This is a genomic window from Tianweitania sediminis (assembly GCF_017813335.1).
Taxonomy (GTDB): domain Bacteria; phylum Pseudomonadota; class Alphaproteobacteria; order Rhizobiales; family Rhizobiaceae; genus Tianweitania; species Tianweitania sediminis.
Map to the genome: position 1 here is coordinate 546,991 of NZ_JAGIYY010000002.1, position 17,269 is coordinate 564,259.

A 17,269-nucleotide genomic window follows, 5' to 3' on the forward strand; every position below is an offset into this window, starting at 1 on the left:
TATCTTCAACGGAACGCCACGAGCGCTCCCGATCTCAGGATACACGAGGAACAGATGAGCAAATCCAACATGACTACGCGCGCACGCCTTTTCGCGGCCGCAGCATCGATCGGCATCATTGCCGGCGCCGGCGCTGGTGCAATCACCGCTGGAACCGCGCCTGTCTTTGCTGAGCCTGTTCGCGTCGAATCGACGACGGCGACGCCTGGTTTCGGGGATGTCGTGGAGCGCGTGACGCCTGCCGTGGTGAGCGTTCTCGTGAAGGGCGGCTCCGAGCGCGCATCCGCCGGCCCCGCTGGTCCCTCACAGATCCCTGGTTTCGAAGACCTGCCGGATGATCACCCGCTGAAGCGCTTCTTCCGCGAATTCGGTGCACCGGATCGCCCTGAAGGCCGTCGCTCCGAGCGCCGTGCCGAGCGTGGTCCTCTGCGCCCTGCCGCACAAGGTTCGGGCTTCTTCATCTCCGAAGACGGCTTTCTCGTTACCAACAACCACGTAGTGGAAGGCGGAGAAGGCTTCAGCGTTCGCATGGACGATGGAACCGAGCTCGACGCCAAGCTGATCGGAACCGATCCGCGCACCGATCTGGCCGTTCTGAAGGTGGACGACAGCACCCGCAAGTTCACCTATGTCGACTTCGCCGATGACATGAAGGTTCGTGTCGGCGACTGGGTGGTCGCCGTGGGCAACCCCTTCGGCCTCGGCGGCACGGTCACCGCAGGCATCGTGTCGGCCCGTGGCCGCGATATCGGTGCAGGTCCCTATGACGACTTCCTGCAGATCGACGCGGCGGTTAACCGCGGCAACTCCGGTGGCCCAGCCTTCAACATCAACGGCGAGGTCGTAGGCGTGAACACGGCGATCTTCTCGCCTTCTGGCGGCAATGTCGGTATCGCGTTCGCCATTCCGGCTTCAACGGCAAAGGACGTCGTTTCGACGCTGATGACGGGCAAGTCAGTCCAGCGTGGCTGGCTTGGCGTCCAGATCCAGCCGGTTTCGCCGGAGATTGCCGAATCGCTCGGCCTCGAGGATGCACGGGGCGCGATCGTCGCTTCGGCGCAAAGCGACAGCCCGGCAGCTGAAGCCGGCATCGAGGAAGGCGACGTGATCACGGCGGTTGATGGCCAGTCTGTGTCGTCCCCGCGGGAACTGGCGCGCGTGATCGGCTCTGATCGGCCAGGCACCGCGGTGGAGATCGACTTGTGGCGTAATGGCAAGGCTGAGCAGATCACCGTGAAGCTTGGCGAGTTGCCCGAAGAAACTGTCGCGGCAACGTCGCCCGATGGTAGCGACGAGGAGCAGCAGAGCGAAGGTCGCGCCCTTAGCGACTTTGGCTTGACGGTGTCGCCTTCTGAAGACGGACAAGGCGTCCTCGTCACGGAAGTCGACCCGGATGGCGATGCGGCGGCGCGTGGCATTCAGGCAGGCGATGTGATCACCTCTGTCCACAACACGGAAGTGAACAGCGCGAGCGACGTTCAGGAAGCCGTGCGTGCAGCAGAAAAGGCAGGCCGCAAGCAGGTTCTGGTGCAGATCACCCGCGACGATGCCAACCGGTTCATCGCGCTGCCGACCAGCAAGGGTTGATCTCGGTCAGCCGACCTTTTCAGGTGCTTGAACATGATGCCGCTCTTGTATTGAGTTGAGCGGCGAACAGGGCGGCAGCGGATCTTTCGTTAGGTCCGCTGCCGCTCCTTTTTCTGAGGTGACCTTTTGCAGGAAGCGTCCTCTTTGCCGCGAGCCGACCTGACATCATATACAGGTGGCATGAAGATCCTTGTTATCGAAGATGACCGTGAAGCGGCCGACTACCTCGAGAAAGCTTTGAACGAGGTGGGGCATACCGTGCATGTCGCTCGGGATGGAGAGTCCGGCTTTGTGCTGGCCGACAACGGCGAGTATGACGTTCTGGTGGTCGACCGGATGTTGCCGAAGCGCGACGGGCTGTCCCTCATCGCGGGCTTGCGCTCCCGCGGCAACGAAACGCCGGCCTTGATCCTTTCGGCGCTTGGGCAAGTCGATGATCGTGTCACCGGCCTGCGGGCTGGCGGCGACGATTACCTCACAAAACCCTATGCCTTTACCGAACTCCTTGCACGCGTGGAGGTCCTGAAGCGGCGCAGCGGCAGCAAAGATGTCGAGATGATCTACCGCGTCGGCGATCTGGAACTCGACCGCTTGTCCCACGTCGTCAAACGGGCAGGGCAGGAGGTAACGCTCCAGCCGCGCGAGTTCCGACTGCTTGAATATCTCATGCGTCATGCAGGCCAGGTCGTTACCCGTACGATGCTTCTCGAAAATGTCTGGGATTATCATTTCGACCCGCAAACCAACGTCATCGACGTGCACGTCTCCCGCTTGCGCGGCAAGATCGAGAAGGGCTTCGAAACACCGGTGCTGCATACCGTCCGTGGAGCGGGCTACATGCTGAAGGCGGGGTGACGGTGTTTGCGCGGCTCGGCGCGACCATGCGCACCACGGCCGCTCGGTTGTCGGCCCTCTACCTGCTTCTGTTTGCGGCCTGTGCCATCCTTCTCGTCTTCTACATGACGTCCTTGTCCGGCCGCATGCTGGTCGGCCAGATCCAGAACACCATCGATGATGAGATGAACGGGCTCGGCCGCGCATACCAGCGGGGCGGGTTGAACGCCCTTGTTCGCGTGATCGACCAACGTTCCCGTCAGCCGGGCGCCAATCTTTACCTGATCACGGATCCTTCCGGCCGCATTCTCGCGGGGAACGTCGAGAGCCTGCAGCCGGGCGTTCTCGACCAGGCGGGATGGACGGCGTCACCTTTCGGCTATCAGCGCTATGGTGAAGACGGGCGCAATGCACGGCTGGGCGACGAGCCAACCGCAGCCACGGATGCAAGTGGAGCCATGCATCTTGCAACAGCTCTGGTGTTGAGGCTCCCCAACGACATGATCGTGATGGTAGGACGCGATCTGGGCGAGCCCGAGCGCTTCCGGCAAGTCGTTCAGCGTGCGCTGATCGTGACGCTTGGCATCATGAGCCTCGGCGCGTTGCTGATCTGGTTTTTCGTCGGGCGAGCGGCGCTGCGGCGGATCGACCGGATTTCTGATGCCAGCCAGCGCATCATGGGCGGGGATCTCAGCGGCAGGCTACCCGTCGAGGGCACGGGCGACGAGTTCGACCGGCTGTCGGAAAACCTCAACCAGATGCTGACCAAGATCGCGACCTTGAACGAGGGCCTGAAGCAGGTTTCCGACAATATCGCGCACGATCTGAAAACGCCGCTCACGCGACTGCGCAATCGCGCCGAAGCGGCGCTGAACCTTCCGCCAGACCCAAACGAATACCGTGCGATGATCGAGCGAACGATTGCCGAGTCCGATCATCTGATTCGCACGTTCAACGCGATCCTGATGATTTCGCGTCTGGAAGCAGGGCAATCCACGGAAGTGATCACCACGGTTGATCTCGCGACGATCGCGGCCGATGTGGCGGAACTCTATGAACCCGCCGCCGAGGAGGTGGGTGTGGAACTGCATCTCGATATCGCGCAAGGTGCAACAGTGAACGGCAATCGTGAACTGATCGGGCAGGCTTTGTCTAACATCGTCGACAACGCGATCAAATACTCGGCCGGAGCAGGATCCGGCGCAACAAAAGTGGTGGTCGGGCTCACTGTCGCGAATGCCGAAGCACGATTGTGGGTGCGTGACAGCGGTCCCGGAATTCCAGAGGAACAGCGGGAACGGGCGACTGAGCGCTTCGTGCGGCTCGAACAAAGCCGATCCCAGCCCGGTTCCGGTTTAGGGCTCAGCCTTGCTCGAGCAGTGATGGCCTTCCACAAAGGGCGGCTTGATCTGTCGGACGCCAATCCAGGCCTGCTGGTCAGCATGGTGTTTCCGGCGGGGGAAGGAGCGCGGTGAGCAAGGCGGCAGCGAGATCTTCGGCTCCTGGCGAAGCGAACTGGTTCACCCGTCCTCCGCTGCCTCTTCCGCCGGAAGGCATCGAAGCAGCCGAGCGTGCGCGGGAAGATCTGCTGGACGCGGCAGAACAGGCAGGTTGCAAGCGCCTCCAGGCCTTGTGCCAAGGCAGCGGGGGGCTGTCCTCCTTTTTGGCAAGTGCGGCATCCCTGTCCCCGTTTCTCCATAGTGTCCTGGAACGGCGGCCGCAGATCCTGGAAGCGCTTTTCGACACGGGCGTTGAACAGCGCCTGGCGCGGATCTTTGACGAACTTGCGGCTGACGTGGCGGGGGAAACCGAGGGCCAATTAATGGCTCGGCTGCGGCGTTTGAAGGGCGAGGCGCATGCGCTGATCGGCTTGGCCGATCTGTCGCGCACCCAAGCCGCACAGGAAACGGTTCGCCAGCTGTCACAGCTTGCGGAAGCCTGCACTTGCGCCGCCGTGCGATTTCTTTTGCGCGATGCGGAGGCGTCCGGGCGCCTGAAGCTCCCTCAGCGGGACGATCCTCAAGCCGGTTGCGGCTGGATCGTGATCGGAATGGGCAAGCTCGGTGCCGCCGAGCTGAATTTCTCATCAGACATCGACCTCATCGTGATGTTCGACCCCGAGGCGCCCGCGATTGTGGATCCTGACGAGGCCGGGGATCTCTTTGTGCGGCTGACGCGCCGGCTCGTGCGCATCCTTCAAGACCGCACGGGAGACGGATATGTGTTTCGCACCGACCTGCGTTTGAGGCCTGATCCTGGGTCGACCCCGCTCGCGATCTCGGTGGATGCGGCGATGACCTATTACGAAGGGCGCGGCCAGAACTGGGAGCGTGCCGCGATGATCAAGGCCCGACCGATTGCCGGAGACGCGGCGGCGGGAGCGAGGTTCTTGAAGGAGCTGCGCCCATTCGTTTGGCGCAAGTATATGGACTTTGCCGCCATCGCGGATGTTCATTCCATCAAGCGCCAGATTCACGCCCATCGCGGCCACGAAGCTGTGGCCGTGCGCGGCCACAACGTAAAACTCGGTCGCGGCGGCATCCGCGAAATCGAATTTTTCGTGCAGACACAGCAGCTCATCGCAGGAGGGCGGGTGCCGGAATTGCGGGGCCGCGAAACGGTCCCGATGCTCGACATGCTCGCCCAGCAAAAATGGATTGAACCGGAGACCGCTGATGTGCTTGGCAAGCACTATTGGTTCCTACGGGATGTGGAACATCGCATTCAGATCGTGGCCGACGAGCAGACCCATGTCCTGCCGGAAGACGACGAGGGTTTCACGCGCGTCGCCAGACTGATGGGCTTCGAGGACGAGGCGGCTTTCGAGCAGGTGTTTCGATCCACACTGGTGGATGTGGAACAGCACTACGCCGCTCTCTTCGAAACAGCGCCGCAGCTTTCCAGTGGACTAGGGAACCTCGTTTTCACCGGCGACGTCGACGACCCAGGCACGCTGGAGACGCTGGCAAATCTCGGCTTCGAACGACCCTCGGACATGATCCGTTTGGTGCGGGGCTGGCACTACGGCCGCTACCGCGCAACGCGGTCGGCGGAAGCTCGGGAGCGCCTGACAGAACTCACGCCCGCTCTCCTGCGGGCATTTTCCCGGGCCGGCCGTCCAGATGAAACGGCGGTTCGGTTTGACGGGTTTTTGGCGGGGTTGCCGGCGGGCATTCAGCTGTTCTCGCTGCTGCAAAACAACCAGCCCTTGCTGGACATGCTGATGGCGGTGATGAGTGCGGCACCGCGGCTGGCCGAGACGATCACGCGCTCGCCGCATGTTTTCGATGGTCTTCTCGACCCGCGGCTTTTGTCCGAGCTGCCGAGCCGCGACTACCTTGCAGGCCGACTGCACGTGTTTCTTGAAGCCGCCACGGGTCTGGAAGAAGCACTGGACCGGTTGCGCATCTTCACGGCCGAGCAGCGCTTCCTCATCGGCATGCGCTTGTTGACGGGGCTTATCGATGCGGGTCGTGCTGGTCGCGCTTTTTCCCACCTGGCGGATCTCGCGATCGGACACGCGCTTTCAGTCGTTCAGGCCGAGATGGAAGCCAAGCATGGAAGCGTGCCCGGCGGGCGGGTCGCGATCCTCGGGATGGGCAAGCTCGGCAGTCGTGAACTGACCGCAAGTTCGGATGTCGACCTCATCCTGATCTATGACCATGATGAAGGAGCGGAGTGGTCGGACGGCGCCAAGCCACTTGCCTCCTCCCAGTACTTCGCGCGGCTCACGCAGCGTTTGATTGCCGCCCTGTCGGCGCCGACCGCACAGGGAATTCTTTACGAACTGGACCTGCGCTTGCGACCATCCGGCAACAAGGGGCCGGTCGCCACGCATATTGCAGCCTTTCGCAGCTATCAGGAGCGCGACGCCTGGACTTGGGAGCACATGGCGTTGACTCGCGCCCGCGCCGTTGCAGGGGATGAAAGCCTTGGGCATCGGCTCGTGGAAACGATCGACGCAGTCCTGATCAACAAGCGGCCGCTCGGCGAGCTTCGAAAGGCGGCCCGCGAGATGCGCGCCCTCCTGGAAGAAGAAAAGCCGCCGCGTGACGAGTGGGACCTGAAGCTGATGCCTGGGGGGCTGATCGACCTGGAGTTCATCGCTCAGGTCGCTGTGCTTGCCGGCGCAGTGGAAAGCCAGGGGCGGGTGACCGGAACGGGCGAAATCCTGCGTTGCCTGTCACCGGCCTTTGTCGAGCCCGGCTCCAGGGAGGTGCTTGTGCGAGGCCACGACCTTTACACAGCTTTGACGCAGGTAATTCGGCTTTGCGTGACCGAGCCCTTTGACGGCGAAGGCGTCCTGCCTGGCCTTTCCGATCTTCTGCTGCGAGCAACCGACCTGCCGGATTTCACCGTGCTCGAAGCGCATGTGGCGCAGACCGCGGTTGCCGTAAGAAGCGTGTTCAACGAACTGATGAAGGCCTAGTCAGGCCGCGCGCATCAGCGGCTGCCGCTGGGCCGGAATGCGCACCGACACCACGGTTCCTGATCCCTCTACGGATCGAATCTTCAGCGTTCCGCCATGCAGTTCCGCCAGGGAGCGCGAGATCGCCAAGCCAAGGCCCGACCCGGTGTGGTTCTTGGACAGCTGGTTTTGGACCTGTTCGAAAGGGCGGCCGAGTTTCTTCAGGGCGTCTCGCGGAATGCCGCAGCCATTGTCCTCGATCGTGAGCATCATGGCGCCAGCTACGTTGCGTGCGCGCACAGAGATGCGGCCGCCTTGCCCCGTGAACTTGATTGCGTTGGACAAGAGGTTGAGAGCGATCTGCTTCACCGCGCGCTTGTCGGCATGCAGCGAGATCGAGTCCGAGATCTTTGTTTCCACAGTGATGGATTTCTGCTGCGCCTGCAGCGCCACCACGCGCACGGCTTCCGTGATCAGCGGGCCAAGGTCGATTTCTTCACGATCCACGGTGAAGTGACCTGCCTCGATCTTCGACATGTCGAGAATGTCGTTGATCACGCCAAGCAGGTACGAGCCGCTCGAATTAATGTCACGGGCATATTCGACATACCGCTCCGAACCGAGTGGCCCGAAGAAGCCGTTCGCCATCAGTTCCGAGAAGCCGATGATGGCGTTCAAGGGCGTCCGCAACTCATGCGACATGTTGGCGAGGAATTCGGATTTCGCCCGGTTGGCCGCTTCGGCGCGTTCGGTTTCGCGCATATACTTGCGATTGAGATCCGCCAGTTCCACGACGCGCTCTTCTTCCGCACGCCGTGCGAGGCTGAGGTCATGGATCGTCGCCATCTGGCGCCGTTCGCTTTCCGTGAGCCGCTCCTGGTGCTGCTTCAGCTGCGTGATGTCGGAGCCCACCGACACCGTACCGCCGTCCCGCGTTTTCAACTCGTTGACCTGCAGCCACCGTCCATCCGCCACCTGGCGCTCGTAGGTTGCCGCGCCATGTGGCCCGTTCGGATTGGCGAGACGCCGCTCGGAAACGAACTTCGTCATTCGTTCCTCAACGGCGCGCCGTTCCATTCCTTCCGCCAGATCCTGCATGTTGAGGCCGGTATCTTGTGCGAATTTGCTGTTCCACATCACCAGCCGGCCTTTTGCGTCCCACAGGACGAAGGACTCCGAAATGCTTTCAATGGCGGTGCGCAGGCGCTGGTCGGCGGCTTCCGAGCGCTGGGCCAAAGTGCGCTGTTCCGTAACATCCACCGCGATGCCGATCAGGTGGATTTCTTCTGCGTTGGGATCCACGACGGTCGCGCGGGCCCGCATCCACACCCATTGGCCGTCCGCATGGCGCATGCGGAAGATGTGGTCGATCTGATCCGTCTGCTTCGAAACAATGCGGTTTGCCATCTCAAACAGGTCCCCGTCGTCGGGGTGGATAATCTGGGCCACCTCGCCAAACGACAGCATCGTGTCGAAAGCTTCGTAGCCAAGCATGTCATACATGGAGCGAGACCAGTACATCCGGCCGCGATGGAGATCCCAATCCCAAAGGCCGCAGCGGCCCCGCACCAGGGCAAGATCGATGCGCTGATGCGCTTCGAGGTAGATGCGATCGGCAACCCGTGCCCGCGAAGCCTGGCCGAAATAGGCATAAAGGATGATGATCATGACGCCGGCGGTTAGGACGTAGAGTGTCACGTTCAGCGAAACCGATTTGCGCCATTCCGCAAACACCGCGTCTTCCGAGACCATTGCAACGGCGGCGGCGGAGCGGTCCGGCATCAAGCTCACCGCGGCGTACCATCTGGCGCCCCTGACAGTCACGGGAAGAACGCCGGCCCTTTCACCGAACAGGAACAGCGGCTGGCCGCCCACGATCACCTGCTCGAGGGATCGCCCGACGAGGCCGCTTTGTTCAGGCGAGGCAGCGATCACGTTGAAGCTTGCGTCCGTGACAGCCAGGACGTGGCGCATGTTCAATGCGCCCAGGCTGCGAGCGTAGTTCAAGGTGGTGTCGGCGTTTTGCTGGCGCTCGCCCTCGGGCAGGGCAGAGCCGTCATAGCTTTGAATGATATCGGCCGCAGCCAGGGCCAAAATAGTTTTCGCGCCGCGTTCCACTTCGTCCTGGGCGTTCATCAGCGACAGCGTACGAGCCGCTGCAACCACGATCAGGAACACGATGATCAGCGTAGGGATGGAACGGCGAAGGATCGGCTCGGCAGCCAGAAGACGCTGATAGGCGGGATGCGCCAGGGAGCGTGCTGCTCCGGTCAGCACAGCGCGCTGACTGGTTGCCTTTGCCCGCGCATAAATGCGCCCATCGTCCGCGCGCAACGCGTCCGCCTTACCCATGGATGGGCTCCCAAGATTGCCGCCATTTTGATGGATCCGGCGAACGCCGCACTGCCGAATCTAACCTAAAGAATCAGACGGGATTCCCGGTGTCCAGCCCTAAACAACGAAGCCTTAACGTCTCGGGCGGAAACGTGGCAAAGAGGACTCAGCCGAGTGTCCGCTCCACGATGTCTCGCAGGTCGGACGACAGGTTCGGCACCTGGCTGATCGCGACCAGCGCTTGCCTCGCCTTTTCCCGCCGCACGGGTTCGAGCGAACGCCAGGAGCGGAAAGCCGTGGCAATCCGAGCGGCCACCTGTGGGTTTCGTTGCTCTACCGCAAGCACGGCATCGCAGAACAAGGCATAGCCTGAGCCATCCGCGGCATGGAACGCGGTCTGGTTGGCCGAAGCAAAGGTTCCGACGAGCGACCGCACCCGGTTAGGATTGTCGATAGAAAATCCGCTGTAGTCCATAAGCGCACGGACAGTCGAAACCGTTGCGGCGCCGGGTACAGTCGCCTGGATCTGGAACCACTTGTCGATCACCAGCGGCTCCGCACGGTAGCGGGCCTCGAAATCGGCAAGTGCCGCAAGGGCTTCCGGCGTTCCGTTGTGGCGATGCGCCAGCACGGCCAAGGCGGCTGAGCGCTCTGTCATGTTGGTGGCGTCTTGGTATTGCTTTGCTGCAAGGGTGCCTTGCCCCGGTTCGCTGCAGACGTAGTCCAGCAGAGCGTTGCGCAGGGCGCGCCTGCCTGCACTCGCCGCATCGGGGCTGAAACCGCCCGTTTCGGCGAGGGCATGGTAAAGCGGGGTGAAGCGCGCTGCATTTGCCTGCGTGACGGCCGAGACAAGCCCGGTGCGGGCAGACAGGATCGCGTCCGGATCGATGTTCTGGCCGATTTCGCGCGCGATGTCGCCTTCGCCCGGCAGCGTGAGCGCAAGCGCGCGATAGGCAGGCTGCAGGCCCTCGTCACAAGCCAGGTCGCCGGCAAGCGTCAACAGTGCTGGCTCGAAACTCGGTGCAGACTGGCCAAGCACGGCGCGATAGCCTGCGATCAGCGCTTGAGTGTAGAGGCTTGTCAGCGCCTGCCATCGGGCAAACAGATCACCGTCGAAGCGCGCGAGGAACATGCGGTCTTCCGCGGTTTGTTCCAGCGAAAGGGCAACCGGCGCCGAGAAACCGCGGTTGATCGATAGAACCGGCCTTTGATCGACACCGGTGAAGCGGATCGTTTGGTGACGCCTGCGCAGGTGGATGATGTTGCCTTCGACGCCTTCGTGTTTCGCCTGCACGGCCATTTCGCTGCCGTCGGGGGCCACCAAGCCGAATTCCAGCGGGATGTGCATGAGGCGCTTGCGGCTTTCGGAAGGGGTGGGCGCCAGCGCCTGCTCCAGATGCAGCGTGAGTTCGCCTTTGTCCGGATCATGGCGCGTGGCCACCGTGACGGTTGGCGTTCCGGCCTGATGATACCACAAGGCGAACTGCTGCAGATCGCGGCCTGACGCGTCCTCGAAGGCCTTCAGGAAATCCTCGATCGTCGCGGCTTCGCCATCGTGGCGCTGGAAATAAAGGTCCATGCCGCGACGGAAATCGCGCGGGCCAAGGATGGTGCGGATCATGCGCACCACTTCCGATCCCTTCTCGTAGACCGTGGACGTATAGAAGTTGTTGATCTCGCGATACCGGCGTGGACGTACCGGATGCGCAAGCGGTCCCTGGTCTTCAGGGAATTGGTGCGCCCGCAGAGCGCGAACTTCCGCAATGCGCTTCACGGGACGTGACCGCTGATCCGCCGAAAACTCATGGTCGCGGAAAACGGTGAGCCCCTCCTTGAGGCAGAGCTGAAACCAGTCCCGGCAAGTGATTCTGTTGCCTGTCCAATTGTGGAAATATTCGTGGGCGATCACCGCTTCGATGCCCGCGTAATCGGCATCGGTCGCGGTGGCTTCGTCAGCGAGTACGTATTTGTCGTTGAAGATGTTGAGGCCCTTGTTTTCCATAGCCCCCATGTTGAAGTCCGACACGGCAACGATGTTGAAGACGTCGAGATCATATTCGAGGCCGAACACCTCCTCGTCCCAGCGCATGGAGCGCTTCAGCGCATCCATGGCGTAGAGCGCACGCTCTTCCTTGCCGTGTTCGACATAAATCCCGAGTTCCACCTGTCGGCCGCTGGCCGATTGGAAGCTGTCCTTGATCGAGCCAAGGTCCCCCGCCACGAGCGCAAACAGGTACGAGGGCTTCGGAAAGGGATCGTGCCAGATAGCGAAATGGCGGCCATCGGCGAGCGGTCCGCTTTCGACGGGGTTGCCGTTGGACAAAAGCAGAGGCGCTTCCGCCCGGTCAGCCTCCAGCCGCACCGTGTAAACGGACAGGACATCCGGCCGATCAAGAAAATAGGTGATGCGGCGGAAGCCTTCGGCTTCGCATTGTGTCGTGTAATTGCCGCCGGAGCGGTAAAGACCAGACAGCGCCTTGTTGTCTTCCGGTGCCACTTCGGTCTCGATCGTAAGGGTGAACGAGGCTGCGTTCGGCAGCGCGTGGATCACCAACTGGTCCGGTGAGGCCGTATACGCATCCGGCGCCAAAGGCGCTCCGTTGATGGCGATCGACCGCAAGGTGAGCTCATCCCCGTCCAGCACGAGCTTGCTTGTACTGGGCGCACCCGTGCGGGTTTGAACATGAAGTTCGGCCTGGACGAGCGTGTGCTTGGGATGGAGCCGGAAAGTCAGCTTGGTTTCCGGAATCAGGAACGCGCTCGGCCTGTAATCCTCGAGCTTGAAAACCTGTCCTTGGTCGACGCGCATTTGGTGCTTTGCCTTTGGATTGGGGACCACGGGTAAACCGGGCAGGGGGCGTGTAACTCTGCCTCATACATGAAGACGCCCCCGCCTCAAATCGAACCATGGTCGACAGTGTCACCACAACCGCCTCTGGCATGGGAAGCTGCTTTGCCGTAAGGCAGCCATAGTATTTCGATGTGGTCGCCGGCAGAGGCCGGACGAAGGCAGCTACGACTCAGGATTGCGCAGGTGAGTGCCGAAGCAAGAACAGGTTCGGCACGCGCTGAACCAAGGGATCGCCGGCCGCTTGCAGCGATCGGCTTGAAGGTGGCATCCGTTCTCGCCTTCGTAATGATGTTCACCTGCCTGAAGGTCGCCGGCGATGTTCCAGCTGGCCAGCTGGTGTTTTTTCGCTCTGCCTTTGCCTTCGTTCCCCTCCTGCTGATCATGGCATGGCGGAAACAGCTGAAGGGCGGTTTCCGCACGAAGGCGCCGCTCAGCCATGTTGCTCGTGGCCTCGTCGGCGTGTCCTCGATGGGACTGGGGTTCTTTGCTCTCACGCGGCTGCCCTTGCCGGAGGCGGTGACTCTTGGCTATGCGCAGCCGCTGCTGATCGTCGTGTTCAGCGCCTTGTTCATGGGCGAGCTTGTAAGAGCCTATCGATGGGCCGCGGTTTGCGTCGGCTTCGTCGGCGTGCTGGTGATCTCCTGGCCGAAGCTGACGCTTTTCACATCCGGTGCCGGGCTCGACAATGCTCAGGCAATCGGCGTCGCGGCAGCGCTGACGTCTGCGGCGGCATCGGCCATCGCCATGCTTCTGGTCCGCCGCCTGGTGCATACGGAGCGCAGCGCCACCATCGTTCTTTGGTTTACGATGACGTCGACGGTGGTCGCTCTGATGACGCTCCCGTTCGGATGGGTGTTCCTTAACAACCAGCAGTTCATCTTGTTGGTGACGGCAGGCCTGTTTGGTGGGCTTGGCCAGATCGCCATGACGGAAAGCTATCGGCATGCCGAGGCTTCAACCGTGGCGCCGTTCGAATATACCTCCATGATCTGGGCAACCGTGGCAGGCTACTTGGTTTTCTCCGAACTGCCGTCGCTCAACATGCTTGTTGGCGGCTCCATTGTTGTCGCTGCCGGCATTTTCATCATCTGGCGCGAACACCGCCTCGGCCTGGAGCGTGGAACAGCGCGTCAGGTTTCGCCGCCATCTGGAACCTGATGCCGCCCGGCCGGTTGCGCTGGTTGACCGAGGTCAACGCAAAAAGAAGGTCGCTTCAATGTCGGATTGCATCGTTCTCGGGGCCGGGATGGTCGGTGTCAGCACAGCATTGGCCCTGCAGGCGCGGGGCAAGCAGGTGGTGCTCATAGACCGCCGGAACCCTGGCCAGGAAACGAGCTATGGCAATGCCGGCATCATCCAGAGTGAAGCCGTCGAGCCTTATGCCTTTCCGCGCGACCTCGCATCCATTGTTTCCATTGCTCTGAAGCGCGGCAACGACGTTAACTGGAACCTTGCCGCCATGCCGCTATGGGCGCGGCCGGTGTGGCACTACTTCCGTCATTCCGCCGCCAAGCGTTACAAGACGATCTCCTCGACCTACAGCCAGCTAATCAGCCGCGCGATCGGCGACCATGCACCCTGGATCGAGGCTTCCGGTTCGGGAAACCTCATAGCGAAAAACGGTTTCAGGCAGGTGTTCCGATCGCCACGCCGTTTCGAGCAGGGATTGCGTACGGCCGAGCGTCTCCATGCGGAATTCGGCGTGGGCATGCGGATCGAGGATGCTTCGGCGCTGCGCGCGGCCGAACCGCATCTCAAGCGCGATCTCCAGGGCGCGGTGCATTGGACGCAACCCTGGACATGCGCCAGCCCAGGCACACTGACCGCGAACTATGCGCGATTGTTTGAAGCGCAAGGCGGCGGTTGGCGCAGCGGCGACGCCGAAACGCTGCGCGAAAGCGGAAGTGGCTGGACGATCGAAACGGCAGATGGACCTCTCGAGGCGCCAGATGTCGTAATCGCGCTGGGGCCCTGGACGCCCAAGCTCCTCCAGCGCTTTGGTTATGACGTCCCGATGTTGTTCGAACGCGGCTATCACCGGCATTTCACAGGCGGCACCCAGCCAACCGTGCCCATCATGGATGTGGAGAATGCAGCCATCATCGCGCCGATGTTGGACGGCTCGCGCATTCTCACCGGTGCGGAACTGACACGCTTCGACGCGATGCCTGCTCTGCGGCAGCTCAAGCGAGCTGAACAGGGAATCAGCGAACTGTTCGATCTCGGAACCCCTGTCGAAGGAGAGCCGTGGATGGGCAACCGACCCTGCATGCCCGATATGCTGCCAGTGGTGGGGCCGGCGCCGAGGCACAAAGGCCTGTGGCTGAACTTCGGCCACGGACACCAGGGCTTCACGCTAGGACCCACCACTGCAGCCCTTTTGGCGGATGCCATGACGGGCGCAACGCCTGACCTTGTGGACCGCCTAGGCCTCGCCCGCTAGCGCCTTCAGCCGCACCTTCGCTTCAAGGAAATCGCGCCATGCGAGCTTCTTGTGCGCCGGGTTGCGTAGAAGGTAGGCCGGGTGGAGCGTCGGCATGGTCGGGATCTCACGACCCGAAGGCGTGGTATGGGTTTGCCACGTTCCGCGAAGCCGCATGATCCCGTCCCGGGTGTTCAGGATGATCTTACTTGATGGCCCTCCGAGCGTCACCAGCACCTTCGGGCCAGCGAGCTCGATCTGGCGCTCGATGAAGGGGCGGCAGATCTCTGTTTCGAGCGGCGAGGGATCGCGGTTGCCGGGCGGCCGCCACGGAATGACATTGGCGATGTAGGCGCTGTCGCGATCACGGCCGATCGCCTGGAGCATGCGGTCCAGCAATTGCCCGGACCGGCCCACGAAAGGCCGTCCTTCAAGATCCTCATCCCGGCCAGGCGCTTCGCCCACAAACATGATGGGTGCTTGCGGGTTGCCGTCGGCAAACACCAGCTGCTTCGCCGTGAACCGCAAATTGCAGCCATCGAACGCCTCAAGGATCTGCCGCAGTTCTTCCATCGAGCGGGCGGAGCGCGCCATCTCGCGGGCGCGCGCGGCTTGCGCTTCGGCGGGGATGGTGGGCTGCGGCAAGGCGGGTGCAGCGGCGGGCTTTTGCGGCAGGAGCGGAGCGCCGGGCGCTTGCGCAGGCTGCGTCACCTCCCGCCGAACAATCCGCTCGGCTGTCTCGGCGAACCGGTCGTGCGGCACCTCATCGAGCGCGGCGTCATAGCCGGCATCGGCATAAAAGCGCAGCAGCGCTTCAACTTCGGCGGCGATCCGGTCAGGCATGCGGTTCTTTTGGTCTTCTCCGCCCCCTGTTGCAAGCGAAAGGTCCGGATTAGAATATTTCCAGAAAACGCGACGTTTTGCGCCGCTGCGTCAGCGAAAAAGTTGTGCCGACGGCGCTGCTCATGCGTTATGCAAAACCAAACGACTGTTTGAAGGGTCACCGCACCGGGAGTTTGCATGGACGAGATCGAACGCGAAAGCATGGAATTCGACGTTGTGATCGTGGGCGCCGGCCCTGCCGGTCTCGCCGCCGCGATTCGCTTGAAGCAGGTAAACCCGGAGCTTTCCGTGGTGGTTCTGGAAAAAGGCGGTGAGGTGGGCGCCCACATCCTGTCGGGCGCAGTTGTGGCCACTGTCGGCATCGACAGGCTGTTGCCCGACTGGCGTGAAGACAGCGATCATCCGTTCAAGACGCCGGTGACCAAGGACCAGTTCCTGCTTCTTGGTCCTGCGGGTTCGCTGAGCCTGCCCGGTTTCATCATGCCGCGTTTGATGAACAACCACGGCAACTATGTGGTCTCGCTCGGCAATGTTTGCCGCTGGTTGGCAACAAAGGCCGAAGCGCTGGGCGTGGAAATTTACCCCGGCTTCGCGGCCGCGGAGCTGATGTACAACGACCAAGGCGCCGTCACCGGGGTTATAACCGGGGATATGGGCGTGGAGCGCAACGGCGAGCCCGGACCGAACTTCGCACCCGGAATGGCGCTACTTGGCAAGTATGTACTTCTCGGCGAAGGCGCACGCGGGTCCTTGTCCAAGGTTGCCATCAAGAAGTTCGGGCTCGATCAGGGCCGCGAGCCCGCCAAGTTCGGCATCGGCTTGAAGGAGCTTTGGCAGGTCAGCCCGGAAAAGCACCAGCCGGGGCTGGTGCAGCACTCGTTTGGCTGGCCGCTTGATTATTCTACGGGTGGGGGCTCGTTCCTGTACCACCTGGAAAACAACACGGTGGCCGTCGGTTTCGTGGTCCACTTGAACTACAAGAACCCCTACATCGCCCCGTTCGAGGAGTTCCAGCGCTTCAAAACCCATCCGCGCATCCGCGACACCTTTGAGGGCGGCAAGCGCTTGTCCTATGGTGCCCGCGCGATCACGGAAGGCGGCTACCAGTCGGTGCCGAAACTGTGCTTCCCCGGTGGGGCCTTGATCGGCTGCTCGGCAGGCTTTGTAAACGTGCCTCGCATCAAGGGCTCGCACAACGCCATCCTGTCGGGAATGATGGCGGCCGAACACGCGGCGGAAGCCATCGCGGCCGGGCGCTCCCATGACGAACTGCTGGATTACGAGAACGGCTGGCGCGACTCGCTGATCGGCGAGGACCTGAAGCGGGTTCGCAACGTGAAGCCGCTTTGGTCGAAGCTCGGCCTGTTTGGCGTAGCGCTTGGCGGGCTGGACATGTGGCTCAACCAGCTCTTCAACTGGTCGCCGTTCGGAACCATGAAGCACGGCAAGCCGGACTATGCGGCCACGGAGCCCGCGTCAAAGCACTCGCCCATCGAATACCCGAAGCCGGATGGCGTATTGACCTTCGACCGGCTGTCATCGGTGTTCCTGTCCAGCACCAACCACGACGAGAACGAGCCGATCCATCTTCAAGTGAAGGACCCGGATCTGCAGAAGCGTTCGGAACTCGGCGTGTTTTCGGGCCCGTCGACGCGATACTGCCCCGCCGGTGTTTACGAGTGGGTGGACGAAGACGGCAACTCGGTGTCGGGCGGCCCAGGCGCCACTGACAAGGGGGGCGAAAACCGCGACGAGGGCCATGCTCGTGAAGCGCGTTTTGTGATCAACGCGCAGAACTGCGTGCACTGCAAGACGTGCGACATCAAGGACCCCAACCAGAACATCAACTGGGTTCCGCCACAAGGCGGCGAAGGGCCAGTCTACGCCAACATGTAGTGTTGGCGCGGCCTGCACGACCGCCGACTGGAAAATGCCGGTGAAGCGCCGGCTACGTTACCATCGAAAGCCGGGCCAGATCGCCCGGCTTTTT

The 17,269-nt window shown here is 62.1% G+C and carries 10 protein-coding genes; 7 read left to right on the forward strand and 3 right to left on the reverse strand.

Annotated elements, in window-relative coordinates:
* Nucleotides 1-54: 54 nt before the first annotated feature.
* From J5Y06_RS09675 to J5Y06_RS09690, 4 genes are all read left to right on the forward strand, one after another.
* Nucleotides 55-1,587: a Do family serine endopeptidase gene (locus J5Y06_RS09675; protein ID WP_209334919.1), complete on the forward strand. Its 1,533-nt coding sequence runs from the start codon at nt 55-57 to the stop codon at nt 1,585-1,587.
* Nucleotides 1,588-1,767: 180 nt separating this feature from the next.
* Nucleotides 1,768-2,442 carry a response regulator transcription factor gene (locus J5Y06_RS09680; protein ID WP_209334920.1) on the forward strand — a complete coding sequence of 225 codons (675 nt, stop codon included), beginning with the start codon at nt 1,768-1,770 and terminating at the stop codon, nt 2,440-2,442.
* Nucleotides 2,443-2,468: 26 nt separating this feature from the next.
* Entirely contained in the window at nt 2,469-3,896 is a 1,428-nt protein-coding gene (locus J5Y06_RS09685) for a sensor histidine kinase (RefSeq protein WP_245247763.1), read from the forward strand.
* Nucleotides 3,893-6,850 carry a bifunctional [glutamine synthetase] adenylyltransferase/[glutamine synthetase]-adenylyl-L-tyrosine phosphorylase gene (locus tag J5Y06_RS09690; protein WP_209334921.1) on the forward strand — a complete coding sequence of 986 codons (2,958 nt, stop codon included), beginning with the start codon at nt 3,893-3,895 and terminating at the stop codon, nt 6,848-6,850. Before J5Y06_RS09685 ends, J5Y06_RS09690 begins: the two co-directional genes overlap by 4 nt.
* Here the strand turns inward: J5Y06_RS09690 and J5Y06_RS09695 are convergent, their stop codons facing one another.
* Both J5Y06_RS09695 and pepN read right to left on the reverse strand, forming a co-directional pair.
* Nucleotides 6,851-9,181 (reverse strand): PAS domain-containing sensor histidine kinase, encoded by a 2,331-nt coding sequence (locus tag J5Y06_RS09695; RefSeq protein WP_209334922.1) that lies wholly within the window; start codon nt 9,179-9,181, stop codon nt 6,851-6,853.
* Between the two features lie 148 nt (nt 9,182-9,329).
* The gene (gene pepN / locus J5Y06_RS09700) at nt 9,330-11,972 is read right to left on the reverse strand and encodes an aminopeptidase N (RefSeq protein WP_209334923.1); all 2,643 of its coding nucleotides are present in this window, start codon (nt 11,970-11,972) and stop codon (nt 9,330-9,332) included.
* Between the two features lie 171 nt (nt 11,973-12,143).
* Between pepN and J5Y06_RS09705 the strand changes: the two genes are divergently transcribed.
* Nucleotides 12,144-13,172: a DMT family transporter gene (locus J5Y06_RS09705; protein WP_209334924.1), complete on the forward strand. Its 1,029-nt coding sequence runs from the start codon at nt 12,144-12,146 to the stop codon at nt 13,170-13,172.
* Nucleotides 13,173-13,230: 58 nt separating this feature from the next.
* Nucleotides 13,231-14,457, forward strand: coding sequence for an NAD(P)/FAD-dependent oxidoreductase (locus tag J5Y06_RS09710; RefSeq protein WP_209334925.1), 1,227 nt, complete (start codon nt 13,231-13,233; stop codon nt 14,455-14,457).
* On the opposite strand, the gene J5Y06_RS09715 is transcribed toward J5Y06_RS09710, so the two are convergent.
* Entirely contained in the window at nt 14,440-15,279 is an 840-nt protein-coding gene (locus tag J5Y06_RS09715; protein ID WP_209334926.1) for a uracil-DNA glycosylase, read from the reverse strand. The two genes, J5Y06_RS09710 and J5Y06_RS09715, sit on opposite strands and share 18 nt — an antisense overlap.
* A gap of 177 nt (nt 15,280-15,456) precedes the next feature.
* On the opposite strand from J5Y06_RS09715, the gene J5Y06_RS09720 reads away from it, so the two are divergent.
* The gene (locus tag J5Y06_RS09720) at nt 15,457-17,175 is read left to right on the forward strand and encodes an electron transfer flavoprotein-ubiquinone oxidoreductase (RefSeq protein WP_209334927.1); all 1,719 of its coding nucleotides are present in this window, start codon (nt 15,457-15,459) and stop codon (nt 17,173-17,175) included.
* Nucleotides 17,176-17,269: the final 94 nt, after the last annotated feature.

What these genes read in the sequence shown, in the direction of transcription:
- J5Y06_RS09675 (WP_209334919.1), top strand. Translation starts at nt 55, where the DNA reads ATGAGCAAATCCAACATGACTACGCGCGCACGCCTTTTCGCGGCCGCA.
- J5Y06_RS09680 (WP_209334920.1), top strand. Translation starts at nt 1,768, where the DNA reads ATGAAGATCCTTGTTATCGAAGATGACCGTGAAGCGGCCGACTACCTC.
- J5Y06_RS09685 (WP_245247763.1), top strand. Translation starts at nt 2,469, where the DNA reads ATGCGCACCACGGCCGCTCGGTTGTCGGCCCTCTACCTGCTTCTGTTT.
- J5Y06_RS09695 (WP_209334922.1), bottom strand. Translation starts at nt 9,181, where the DNA reads ATGGGTAAGGCGGACGCGTTGCGCGCGGACGATGGGCGCATTTATGCG.
- pepN (WP_209334923.1), bottom strand. Translation starts at nt 11,972, where the DNA reads ATGCGCGTCGACCAAGGACAGGTTTTCAAGCTCGAGGATTACAGGCCG.
- J5Y06_RS09705 (WP_209334924.1), top strand. Translation starts at nt 12,144, where the DNA reads ATGTGGTCGCCGGCAGAGGCCGGACGAAGGCAGCTACGACTCAGGATT.
- J5Y06_RS09710 (WP_209334925.1), top strand. Translation starts at nt 13,231, where the DNA reads ATGTCGGATTGCATCGTTCTCGGGGCCGGGATGGTCGGTGTCAGCACA.
- J5Y06_RS09715 (WP_209334926.1), bottom strand. Translation starts at nt 15,279, where the DNA reads ATGCCTGACCGGATCGCCGCCGAAGTTGAAGCGCTGCTGCGCTTTTAT.
- J5Y06_RS09720 (WP_209334927.1), top strand. Translation starts at nt 15,457, where the DNA reads ATGGACGAGATCGAACGCGAAAGCATGGAATTCGACGTTGTGATCGTG.